This window comes from Nonomuraea corallina, from assembly GCF_027620315.1.
Classification (GTDB): domain Bacteria; phylum Actinomycetota; class Actinomycetes; order Streptosporangiales; family Streptosporangiaceae; genus Nonomuraea; species Nonomuraea corallina.
This window is the reverse complement of the sequence record NZ_JAPNNL010000217.1, coordinates 1-11265: the sequence shown is the minus strand read 5'-3', so window position 1 is coordinate 11265 and position 11265 is coordinate 1. Positions and strand designations below refer to the sequence as shown.

General features: G+C 72.2%; 13 protein-coding genes. 9 read left to right on the top strand and 4 right to left on the bottom strand.

The genetic code is table 11. The annotated features are described in order from the left end of the window. The first annotated feature begins 69 nt into the window (after window positions 1-69). Window positions 70-708, top strand: a complete 639-nt coding sequence (locus OUY22_RS32975) for a response regulator transcription factor (protein WP_270159186.1) — start codon at window positions 70-72, stop codon at window positions 706-708. Window positions 709-778: 70 nt separating this feature from the next. On the opposite strand, the gene OUY22_RS32970 is transcribed toward OUY22_RS32975, so the two are convergent. Further along, window positions 779-1555, bottom strand: coding sequence for a hypothetical protein (locus OUY22_RS32970; RefSeq protein WP_270159185.1), 777 nt, complete (start codon window positions 1553-1555; stop codon window positions 779-781). A gap of 55 nt (window positions 1556-1610) precedes the next feature. Between OUY22_RS32970 and OUY22_RS32965 the strand changes: the two genes are divergently transcribed. From OUY22_RS32965 to OUY22_RS32930, 8 genes are all read left to right on the top strand, one after another. Next, window positions 1611-2612, top strand: coding sequence for an AAA family ATPase (locus tag OUY22_RS32965; protein WP_270159184.1), 1002 nt, complete (start codon window positions 1611-1613; stop codon window positions 2610-2612). Between the two features lie 7 nt (window positions 2613-2619). Further along, window positions 2620-3555: a DUF58 domain-containing protein gene (locus OUY22_RS32960; RefSeq protein WP_270159183.1), complete on the top strand. Its 936-nt coding sequence runs from the start codon at window positions 2620-2622 to the stop codon at window positions 3553-3555. Then, the gene (locus OUY22_RS32955) at window positions 3552-4499 is read left to right on the top strand and encodes a VWA domain-containing protein (protein WP_270159182.1); all 948 of its coding nucleotides are present in this window, start codon (window positions 3552-3554) and stop codon (window positions 4497-4499) included. The genes OUY22_RS32960 and OUY22_RS32955 overlap by 4 nt, the downstream gene beginning before the upstream one ends. 11 nt (window positions 4500-4510) lie before the next feature. After that, window positions 4511-5101, top strand: coding sequence for a class I SAM-dependent methyltransferase (locus OUY22_RS32950; protein WP_270159181.1), 591 nt, complete (start codon window positions 4511-4513; stop codon window positions 5099-5101). Beyond that, the gene (locus tag OUY22_RS32945; RefSeq protein WP_270159180.1) at window positions 5098-5637 is read left to right on the top strand and encodes a TrmH family RNA methyltransferase; all 540 of its coding nucleotides are present in this window, start codon (window positions 5098-5100) and stop codon (window positions 5635-5637) included. Before OUY22_RS32950 ends, OUY22_RS32945 begins: the two co-directional genes overlap by 4 nt. Window positions 5638-5652: 15 nt before the next feature. Next, a complete protein-coding gene (locus OUY22_RS32940) occupies window positions 5653-6474 on the top strand; it encodes a glycerophosphodiester phosphodiesterase (RefSeq protein ID WP_270159179.1) in 822 nt (273 codons plus the stop codon). A gap of 15 nt (window positions 6475-6489) precedes the next feature. Then, window positions 6490-7932: an MFS transporter gene (locus OUY22_RS32935; protein WP_270159178.1), complete on the top strand. Its 1443-nt coding sequence runs from the start codon at window positions 6490-6492 to the stop codon at window positions 7930-7932. 141 nt (window positions 7933-8073) lie between these two features. Then, window positions 8074-8418 carry an RNA polymerase-binding protein RbpA gene (locus tag OUY22_RS32930; protein WP_270159177.1) on the top strand — a complete coding sequence of 115 codons (345 nt, stop codon included), beginning with the start codon at window positions 8074-8076 and terminating at the stop codon, window positions 8416-8418. A gap of 79 nt (window positions 8419-8497) precedes the next feature. On the opposite strand, the gene OUY22_RS32925 is transcribed toward OUY22_RS32930, so the two are convergent. From OUY22_RS32925 to lnt, 3 genes are all read right to left on the bottom strand, one after another. Next, on the bottom strand, window positions 8498-8989 hold the full coding sequence (locus tag OUY22_RS32925) for an FxsA family protein (protein ID WP_270159176.1): 492 nt from the start codon (window positions 8987-8989) through the stop codon (window positions 8498-8500). A 76-nt stretch (window positions 8990-9065) separates the two neighbouring features. Then, a complete protein-coding gene (locus OUY22_RS32920) occupies window positions 9066-9809 on the bottom strand; it encodes a polyprenol monophosphomannose synthase (protein ID WP_270159175.1) in 744 nt (247 codons plus the stop codon). 2 nt (window positions 9810-9811) lie between these two features. After that, complete coding sequence (gene lnt / locus OUY22_RS32915) at window positions 9812-11263, bottom strand: apolipoprotein N-acyltransferase (protein ID WP_270159174.1); 1452 nt, start codon at window positions 11261-11263, stop codon at window positions 9812-9814. Window positions 11264-11265 lie beyond the last annotated feature (2 nt).

Here is an 11265-nt window from a genome sequence, read left to right as displayed (position 1 = left end):
CGAGGTCGTGGCGGGGCCCGGCGCAGGCGGCTGGCGGGTGGCGGCCCGGCTGCCGCTACGGTCGGAACCATGACGATCAGGGTCGTGCTGGCCGACGACGAGGACCTCGTCAGGACCGGGCTGCGGATCATCATCGACGCCGAGCCCGGCCTGGCCGTGGTCGGCGAGGCCGCCGACGGGGCCGCGGTGCTGCCGGTGGTGCGCCGCGAGCGGCCCGACGTGGTGCTCATGGACGTGCGCATGCCCGCCCTGGACGGCATCGAGGCCACCCGCCGCCTGGTCGCCCTGGCGGATCCGCCCAAGGTCCTGGTGGTGACCACGTTCGAGAACGACGACCACGTCTACGACGCCCTGCGCGCCGGCGCCGACGGTTTCCTGCTGAAGCGGGCCAGGCCGGAGGAGCTGGTCCGCGCGGTGAAGCTGGTGGCGTCCGGCGAGTCGTTGCTGTTCCCCGCGGCTATCCGCGCGCTCGCCGCCCGCCGGCCGGCAGGGCGGGTGGCGGGCGTCGACCGGCTGACCGGGCGCGAGGGCGACGTGCTGCGGCTCATGGCCAGGGGCCTGTCCAATGGCGAGATCGCCGCCGAGCTGGTGGTGAGCACCGAGACGGTCAAGACCCACGTGGGCAACGTGCTCACCAAGCTCGGCGCCCGCGACCGCACGCAGGCGGTCATCGCCGCCTACGAGTCCGGCTTCGTCGCACCCGGCTGACCTGCCGCGCGACCCACCCGACAACGTGCTCGCGGGGCCAGGCCGATTGGTGAAGCCTGTTATGGGAGGGTCAGAGCTGCGGGTCGCCGGAGGAGTCGCCGCCGGGCGAGCGGCCGGGCGTCTCCTCGCCGCTCCGTGACGGCGAGGGCGACGGCGACGGGGTCGGTTCCTGCGGTTCGGGCGAGGCCGGGGTCGGCGGCGGGGTCGGCAGGAACTGCGTCGGCGGCAGCGGCTGCGGCAGCGGGCCGCTGCCGGAGCGGCCGAGCAGCATCAGCAGCAGGAACGCCGTGATCAGCATCAGCAGCAGCAACAGCGCCAGCGCCGCCATCAGCACCCGCTTGCGCGTCTCGGTCAGCGGGCGCGGCCTGACCGGCGGGGCCAGCGCCGGGGCGCGGTCGGTCAGCCAGTACGGGACGAAGTCCGGGCCGTGCGCCTGGCCGATGAGAGTCCCGCCCACCATCACCGGGTCGAGGAACCGCTCGGCCCCCGGCCGGCCCGCCGCGTACGGGACCGCCACCCAGGGCGCCCGGCCGGTGTTGATCGCCAGCACCGGCGGCAGGTCGTCCAGCACCGCCGCGCGCGGCCTGCCGCCGCGCGTGAACCAGCCGAGCACGCCCGCCCGCTCCTGGTCCGGGGCCGCCTCCTTGATCGCGGTGACGAACCGGTCGCGCGCCGCGGGGTCGAACGCCGCGCCTCTGGTCAGCAGGGCCAGCGACACGGCGCGGCCGTCGGGCCCCTGGCCGAGGTACACGAAACCGGCCGGAGCGGTGTGCAGGCGCGCCTGCACCACGTACGGCCCGAGCCGTGGTGGGTCTCCGTACTGAAGCGGGCTGGCCACATCTGCCATGAAAGCACAGACGTGGCGTCGTGCAGGTTTGCGGCACCTTTGGTGGAATAGCGTCATGAGCGTCGCCGAAGAGCTGCCCGACGGAACGGACGCGGAGGTGCTGCGTCAGACCCTCGACGAGGTCCGGCGTGTCATCGTCGGGCAGGAACACATGGTCGAGAGGCTGGTCGTGGCGCTGCTGGCGCGCGGCCACTGCCTGCTGGAAGGCGTCCCCGGCGTCGCCAAGACCCTCGCCGCGTCCACCCTGGCCACCGTCGTGGGCGGCACGTTCGCCCGCATCCAGTTCACGCCCGACCTGGTGCCGAGCGACATCGTCGGCACCCGCGTCTATCATCCGTCCACCGAGAAGTTCGACGTCGAGCTCGGGCCGGTGTTCGTCAACTTCCTGCTCGCCGACGAGATCAACCGCGCTCCCGCGAAGGTCCAGTCGGCGCTGCTGGAGGTCATGGCCGAACGTCAGGTCACGCTGGCCGGCGTCACCCACCCGCTGCCGCGGCCGTTCATCGTCCTGGCCACCCAGAACCCGATCGAGTCCGAAGGCGTCTATCCGCTGCCCGAGGTGCAGCGCGACCGCTTCCTGTTCCGGGTGCGCGTGACGCACCCGAGCGCGCACGAGGAACTGCAGATCCTCCAGCGCATGAGCGTCGCCCCGCCCTCGCCGTCCCGGGTGCTGGACCCCGAGCGGCTGATCGCCCTGCAGCAGACCGCCGAGAACGTCTCGGTCCACCAGCTCGTCGCCGACTACGTCGTACGGCTCGTCATGGCCACCCGCGCCCCCGCCGACTACGGCCTGCCCGACCTGGTCGACACCATCGAGATCGGCGTCAGCCCGCGCGCCACGCTCGGCCTGGTGTCCGCCGGGCGCGCGCTGGCCGTGCTGCGCGGCCGTGACTACCTGCTGCCCGACGACGTGCGCGACGTGGCCGTGGACGTCATGTCGCACCGGCTCATGCTCACCTTCGACGCGCTGGCCGACGGCGTCGACCCGGAGGAGGTCATCCGCCAGATCCTGCACGCCGTCCCGCCGCCCCTCGTCGTCTGGAACCAGAACCGTTGAGCGCCTCATGACCACCGCCGAGCAGGCCCTGCGCCGCCTGGAGCTGACCGTGACCAGGCGGCTCGACGGACTGCTGCACGGCGCCCACCAGGGACTGCTGCCGGGCACCGGCAGCGAGGCCGGCGACAGCCGCGTCTACGTGCCCGGCGAGGACGACGTGCGGCGCATGGACTGGAACGTCACCGCCCGCACGACCGTCCCGCACGTGCGGGACCTGGTCGCCGACCGCGAGCTGGAGACGTGGGCGCTGGCCGACCTGTCGCCCAGCATGGACTTCGGCACGGCCGACACCGACAAACGCGACCTGGTCGTCGCCGCGGTCGGCGCCATCGGGTTCCTGTCCAGCCGGATGGCCGACCGGTTCGGCGCGCTCGTCATCCACGACGAGCACATCCACCGCATGCCCGCCCGCACCGGCAGGCCCGCCCTGTACGGGCTGCTCAGCGCGCTCATGGACGCCCCGCGCGGCCAGGTCGTGGCCGACCCGCCCGACCTCGCCGAGGGCATCGACGTGCTGGCCGCCACCCGCAGGCGGCGCGGCATGCGGGTGGTCGTCTCCGACTTCCTGGAGGCAGCCCCCACCCTCGACCCCGAGGCCGAACGGCCGTGGGAGCGCCCGCTGCGCCGCCTGGCGGCCCGCCACCAGGTGCTGGCCGTCGAGGTGATCGACCCGCGCGAGCTGGAGCTGCCCGACGTGGGCCGGGTCGCGTTCGCCGATCCGGAGACCGGGAAGGTACGCGAAGTGCACCTTTCCCCGAAAATCCGCCACGCGTACGCGGACGCCGCCGCGCTCCAGCGGCAGGGCACCCGGCTCGCGCTGCGCCGGGCCGGCGTCGCCCATCTGGTGCTGCGCACCGACCGCGACTGGGTGTTCGACATCGCGCAGTTCGTCCTGCGCCAGCGGCGCATGAGCCATCTGGCACACCGGAAGGTGACCTCTTGACGTTCCTGTCGCCCGCCTGGCTGTGGCTGTTCGTCCTGGTGCTGCTCCTCGTCGCCGGATACGTGGCCGCGCAGTTCGCCCGGCGCCGCTACACCGTGCGCTTCACCAACCTGGCGCTGCTCGACCTGGTCGCGCCCGCCGGTCCCGGCTGGCGCCGCCACGTGCCGCCCGTGCTGTTCCTCGTCATGATGTCGCTGCTGGTCATCGGCGCCGCCCGGCCCGCCGGGGAGGTCCGGGTGCCGCGCGACCGCGCCACGATCATGATCGCGCTGGACGTGTCCCTGTCCATGGACGCGCACGACGTCGAGCCCAACCGCATCTCCGCGGCCAAGAGCGCGGCCCAGGCGTTCGTCCAGGAGCTGCCCGACCGGTTCAACGTGGGCGTGGTGGCCTTCGCCCGCGCCGCCAACGTGGTCATCTCCCCCACCACCGACCACCAGGCCGTGGTGACCGCCATCGGCAACCTGTCCACCCGGCCCGGCACCGCCATCGGCGAGGCCGTCTTCAACTCCCTCGACGCGGTCCGCTCCTTCGACCAGGACGCCACCAGCGACCCGCCGCCGTCGGCGATCGTGCTGCTGTCCGACGGCGACAACACCTCCGGCCGCTCGGTCCGCGAGGCCACCGACGCCGCCCAGCAGGCCCACGTGCCCGTCTCCACGATCGCGTACGGCACTCCCGACGGGACCGTCTCCATCGACGGCCGGCCGGTGAACGTCCCGGTCAACAAGCAGACCCTGCAGGCGCTGTCCGACGGCACCAGCGGCCGCGCCTACACCGCCGAGTCCGGCAGCGAGCTGCGCGAGGTCTACGAGCAGATCGGCACCTCGCTCGGCTACAAAGTGGTCGACCAGGAGATCACGCAGATGTTCATCCTGGCCGCCCTGCTCGCCGGGCTGCTGGTGGGGGGCGCGGCGGTCTTGTTCGGCACCCGGATCCCGTAACGTTTCCCGTTGTGGGGCACTACTTCGCCGAACGTCCGGAAGCCGCGAGCAGGCCGCGTCAGGCCGACCTCGTCCTGCCCGACCTCCATCTGCGCCTGGAGACCGACAGCGGGGTGTTCTCCCCCGAGCGGGTCGATCTCGGCACGAAGATCCTGCTGGAGACGGTCCCGCCGCCGCCCCCGCGCGGCGACCTGCTCGATCTCGGCTGTGGCTACGGCCCGATCGCGCTGACGATGGCCTCCCGCGCGCCCGGGGCGACCGTGTGGGCCGTCGACGTCAACCGCCGCGCGGTGGAGCTGACGGCGCGCAACGCCCAGGCCGCGGGCCTTGACAAAGTAAGGTCTGTGCATGTGGACGAGGTACCCGAGGACGTGACGTTCCAGGCGATCTGGTCCAATCCCGCCATCCGGATCGGCAAGGCGGCCCTGCACGACATGCTCACCAGGTGGCTGACGCGACTGGCCCCCGGCGGCGCCGCCTACCTGGTCGTCCAGAAGCACCTCGGCTCCGACTCCCTGCAGCGCTGGCTCGGCGAGCAGGGCTGGCGGGCCTCCCGCGAGGCCTCCAGGGCCTCCTACCGCGTACTGAGGATCGAAAGATGAGAAGGCAGCTGCGCCCCACCGACGTCAAGCGGCTCAACCGCACCTGGCGCAGGAACACCACCAACCGCCTGGCGCTGATCCTGGAGTCGGTCACCGGCCCGTTCAACGTCGGCTCGATCTTCCGTACCGCCGCCGCGTTCGGCGTGGACCAGATCTGGCTGGCCGGCAACGCCACCCCGCCCACCAACCCGAAGGCCGGCAAGACCGCGCTCGGCACCGAACGGCTGGTCACCTGGCACGACCCGATGCCCGCCGCGGACGCCGTCAAGGCCGCGAGGGAGGACGGCTTCACCGTGATGGCGGTCGAGCTGACCGCCGAGGCGGTGCCGCTGCACCGGGCGGCGCTGGGCCGCGACGTGTGCCTGGTGGTCGGCAGCGAGGACCACGGCTGCTCCCCCGCCCTGCTCGACGCCGCCGACGGCGTCTGCTACATCCCTCAGGTGGGACGGGTCGGGTCGGTCAACGTGGCGGTCGCCGCCGCCATCGCGCTCGCCGAGGCCCGCCGCCAGGAATGGCAGAATCTCCCCGATTCGTGACCCCACCGTTCCCACGTGGAAGGCATACTGCAGACCGTGCTCAGCCGCCGATTCGCCTATCTCGACCACCCGGGCCCGCTCGCCTTCGCCCACCGGGGCGGGGCGCTCGAAGGCGCGGAGAACTCCTTCGAGGCGTTCGAGCGGGCCGTGCGGCTCGGCTACACCCACCTGGAGACCGACGCGCACGCCACCGCCGACGGCGTGCTGCTCGCCTTCCACGACCACACGCTGGACCGGGTCACCGACCGGCGGGGCCGCGTCTCCGAGCTGCCCTACCGGGCCGTCAAGCACGCCCGCATCGGCGGCGTCCACCCGATCCCGCTACTGGAGGACCTGCTGGGCTCGTGGCCGGAGATCCGGTTCAACATCGACGTCAAGGAGCCGGCGGCGATCGCCCCGCTGGCCGAGGTGGTCCGGCGGACGAACTCCTACGACCGGATCTGCCTCACCTCGTTCTCCGACGAACGGCTGGTGCTGGCCAGGGCGGCGCTCGGCCGGGAGGTGTGCTCGGCGCTCGGGCCGCGCGGCGTGGCCGCGCTCCGGGCCGCCGCCACCACCTCCGGCTACGGCCGCCTGCTGGCCCGGCTCAAACGCGCGGCGATCCCGTGCGCGCAGGTGCCGGTCGGCTTCCGCGGGCTGCGGGTCACCACCCACCGCCTGGTGCGGACCGCGCACGCGATCGGCATGCAGGTGCACGTGTGGACCATCAACGACACCCTGCAGATGGAACGCCTGCTCGACCTCGGCGTCGACGGCATCATGACCGACAACATCACCGGGCTGCGCGGCGTCCTGGAGCGGCGCGGCCAGTGGCATCCCGGCCGCATGGCCGCCTAGGAGCGACTCGACACCATGTCCGTACCCGCACCCCCCGCGGCGTCCGATCCCTCCGCCGAGTCGCCGGCCTCACGCCGGCGCGAGCAGCGAGGCTGGTACGTCTACGACTGGGCCAACTCGGCCTTCTACACCACGATCATCTCCGTCTTCCTCGGCCCGTACATCATCGAGGTCGCCAAGACCGCGGCCTGCGGCAAGGACTTCCCCCGGCTCGACGCCGGCGCCTGCGCGCGCGACTTCGACCGGCTCACCGTCCAGAACCCGGGCCTGGGCTACGTGGACGTGTACGGCATGGACATCCGGCCGGCCGCGTTCTTCGGGCTGATCACGACCGTGGCGGTGCTGCTGCAGATCGTGATCCTGCCGATGGTGGGCGCGCTGGCCGACCACACCGGCCGCAAGCGCGAGATGCTCGGCGGGTTCGCCTACGCCGGCGCGCTGGCCGCGATGGGCCTGTTCTTCGTCGAGGGCGACCGCTACCTGCTCGGCGGCTGGCTCTTCATCCTCGCCAACCTCGGCTACGGCGCCTCCATCGTCGTCTACGACTCGTTCCTGCCGCAGATCTCCACGCCCGACGAGCGCGACCGGGTGTCGTCGCAGGGCTGGGCGATCGGCTACCTGGGCGGCGGGCTGCTGCTGGCGCTCAACCTCGCGCTCTTCCTCGGCCACGAGGGCCTGGGGCTGACCGAGGGCGAGGCGGTGCGGATCGCGATGATGTCGGCCGGGCTGTGGTGGGCGACGTTCACGATCGTGCCGCTGCTGCGGCTGCGCAACCGGCCGGTGCCCGCGCACGAGGGCACCGCGCTGGGGTCGGTCGGCGGCAGCTTCCGCCAGCTCTGGCGTACGCTGAAAGAACTGCGCCGCTACCCGCTGACGCTGCTGTTCCTGGTGGCCTACCTGGTCTACAACGACGGCATCCAGACGGTCATCGGCAACAGCGCCGCCTTCGCCTCCGAGGCGCTGAAGCTGGACCGCACGGTGCAGATCACCGCGATCCTCATGGTCCAGTTCGTGGCGTTCTTCGGGGCGCTGCTGCTGGGCCGCCTGGCTCAGCGGTTCGGCACCAAGCGCACGGTCCTGGCCAGCATCGTGGTGTGGACGGTGATCGTGGTGATGGCGCTGTTCGTCGGCGAGGGGCAGGCCGTGCAGTTCTACCTCATGGCCTTCGCCATCGCGATCGTGCTCGGCGGCACGCAGGCGTTGTCGCGCTCGCTGTTCTCCCAGGTGATCCCGAAGGGCAAGGAGGCCGAGTACTTCAGCCTGCTGCAGATCAGCGACAAGGGCTCGGCGTTCATCGGCTCGCTGACGGTGACGATCGCGCTGCAGCTCACCAACAGCTTCCGCATCGCGATCATGTCGATGGTCATCTTCTTCGTGATCGGGTTCGTGCTGCTGGCGCTGGTCAACCTGCCCAAGGCGATCCGCGCGGCGGGCAACGAGGTGCCGTCGAACCTCTAGCGTGCGCGCCCGGCCCCGAACTCCTCGGCGGTTGCGCGATTGGATCACCTCGCGGGTGGGAATCCCATCACGGTACCAAGCGTTAGACACCGTGGGAGACAGACCCCCCACGCATGGGGGCCCTGTAGGAGGCATTCAAACATGGGCGAGCGCGCGCTTCGTGGCACCCGGCTCGGGGCAACCAGCTACGAGAACGACCGTAACACGGATCTGGCCCCACGCCAGGAGGTGTCCTACACCTGCCCCAAGGGGCATCGCTTCGAGGTCCCGCTTGCCGCCGAGGCCGAGATCCCCGCGACGTGGGAGTGCCGCATGTGCGGCGTCACCGCGGTGCGGGACGACGGTGAGCAGCCGGAGTCGAAGAAGACCAAGCCGCCGCGGACGCACTGGGACATGCTCCTTGAGCGGCGGTCCATCGAAGATCTGGAAGAGGTGCTCAACGAGCGGCTGGCGGTCCTGCGGGCCCAACGCCGCAAGAGCGCCTGACACCCTCTCACGGTGAACCCCCGGGCCGGCGGCCCGGGGGTTTCGCTGTGCGTCGAAGACCCGGGCCCGGGCGTCGCCGCTAGTCCTCGCGGATGACCTCGCCGTGCACGACCTTCCCGCGCGGCTCACCGCCCGTCGGGCCGTCCGCCCGCACCGGGCCCGCCTGCGGCGGGTAGAGATGGGCGTACGGGGAGGCCGCCGCCATCCGCTTGACCCGCCGGTCGAAGAACCACCAGCCGAGCCGGCGCATCAACGGCCGGGTGAGCGGCAGGACGCAGACCAGGCCCACCACGTCGCTGAAGAAGCCGGGCGTCACCAGCAGCACGCCACCCACCAGCACCAGCGCCGCGTCGGCCAGCTCACGCTCCGGCATGACCCCGGTGCGCACCGACTCCTGCAGGTTGCGCCAGGCCCGGCGTCCCTCACGCCGCACCAGCCACGAGCCGAGCAGCCCGGCCGCCACCAGCAGCCCGACGGTCTGCCAGCCGCCGATCACCGAACCGACCTGGATCAGCAGCCAGACCTCCAGGAGCGGAACCACCAGAAAGGCCAGGAAAAGCAGGAGCCGCATCGTCGCCTCGTTCTGTGCACATCAAAGGACACGTCCAGATAGGTCAACGCCCGAAACCGCCGCCGCGTTCCGCCGGTCAGGACCTGCGGCCGCGCAGCCGCCCGGGCAGCCCGGCGACCCCCCACTGGAAGATCCGCCAGAACGCCTCGGCCATCACCCGGCCGCTCATCTTGCTCGTGCCGACCGTGCGCTCCACGAACGTGATCGGCACCTCGGCGACCCGCAGCCCGTGGCGGCAGGTGCGCAGGGTCAGGTCGACCTGGAAGCAGTAGCCCTGCGACTCCACGTCGGCCAGCCCGATCTTCTCCAGCGTGCCCGCGCGGTAGGCGCGGAAGCCGGCCGTGGCGTCGCGCACCGGCAGGCCCAGCATGATCCGCGTGTAGACGTTGGCGCCCCGGGACAGGAACTCGCGCGAGGCCGGCCAGTTCTTCACCTTGCCGCCCGGCACGTAACGCGACCCGATCGCCAGGTCGGCCCCGTCGGACAGCGCCGTCAGCAGCTTGTGCAGCTCCTCGGGCTGGTGCGAGCCGTCGGCGTCCATCTCCACCAGCACGTCGTAGCCCTCGCCCAGCCCCCACCGGAACCCGGCGATGTAGGCGGCGCCGAGCCCCTGCTTGGCGGGACGGTGCAGGACGTGCACCTGGTCGTCCTGGGCGGCCAGCTCGTCGGCGATCTTGCCGGTGCCGTCGGGGCTGCTGTCGTCGGCCACCAGCAGGTCGGCCTCGGGCAGCGCGGCCCGCAGCCGCTCGGTGATCCTCGGCAGGTTGTCCCGCTCGTTGTACGTCGGGACGATGACCAGCACCCGGCCGAGCGTCTCCATCGTCAGTCGTCCCCCATCATCCGGTCGGCCCGGCGCCCGCGCCAGGCGGCGACGACGGTGGCCGCCGCTCCCAACATCATCAATGCCCACTCGGGGGCCGCACCGACCCTCGTGGCGATCGTCTGTTCGGTGCGTACCGGCACCGTCACGACGGTGCTGTCGGCGACGAGTTCCCGGGTCTGCCACGAGACCTTACCGTCCGGCGCGACATAGGCCGAGATCCCGGTCGTGGCCGCCGTCACGACCGCCCGGTTGTGCTCGACCGCCCGCAGCCGGGACATCGCCAGCTGCTGGTAGGGCAGGTTGGACAGGGCGTAGGAGGCGTTGTTGGTCTGCACCACCAGCGGCGTCCCCCCGGCCCGCACGGTGTCGCGCACGGTGGCGTCGTAGGCCACCTCATAGCAGTTGACCGCCCCGACGGTGACCGGGCCCAGCTTCAGGTCGCCCGGCTCCGTGCCGGGGACGGACTGCCTGCCGACCAGCTTGGCCCGCTCGAACAGGGCCAGCACCAGGTCCTTGAACGGGGTGTACTCGCCGAACGGCACCAGGTTGCGCTTGTCGTAGTAGTCGCCGGGGCCGGTCTCGGGGTCCCACACCAGGCTGCGGGTGGCGCGGCTGTCGTCGCCGATCGCCACCACCGCGCCGACCAGGGTGGGCACGCCGATGTCGCGCACCGAGTCGTGGATGACGGCGTGGGCGGACGCGTCGGTGTAGGGGTCGATGTCGGTGGAGTTCTCCGGCAGCGCCACCACGTCGGGCGCGGGCAGCTCACCGGCGCGGACCCGCCGGGCCAGCCGCTTGGTCTCCTCGGAGTGGTTCCTCAGCACGACGGCGCGCTCGTCGCCGAAGATGTTCATGCCGCGCCCCGGCACGTTGCCCTGGACGATGCCGACGTTGACGGTGCGCCCCTCGTCCTGCGGTCTCGGCACCGCCAGGGCGACGACGGGGACGGCGACGGCCAGCGCGACCGGCACCGCGCGCAGCACGCCCCTGCTCGGCCGTACGACCAGCGCGTACGCCAGCAGGGCGCCGCACACGGCCACGGCGAACGACACCAGCGGCGCGCCGCCCAGCGCGGCGTACGGGGTGAACGACGACTCGCCCTGGCTGAAGGCCACCCGCGCCCACGGGAACCCGCCGATCGGCACCAGCCCGCGCGCCCACTCCATCGCCACCCAGAGCGCGCCGAACCACACCGGCCACAGGCGCAGCCGGAAGACGGGCGCGGCCAGGGCGGCCATGGCCGCGTAGAACAGGCTCTCGACGGCGACCAGCATGACCCACACGTCGACGCCGATCGTGCGCACCCACGCCACCGTGGGCGTGAGGAACACGACCGCGGCCACGTAGCCGAGCCACGCCGCCTTCCTGGGCCGCGCCCCGTACAGCGAGGCGGCGATCAGCGCCAGCCCGGCCGGCGCGCACGGCCACCAGCCGAGCGGCGGGAACGCCAGGT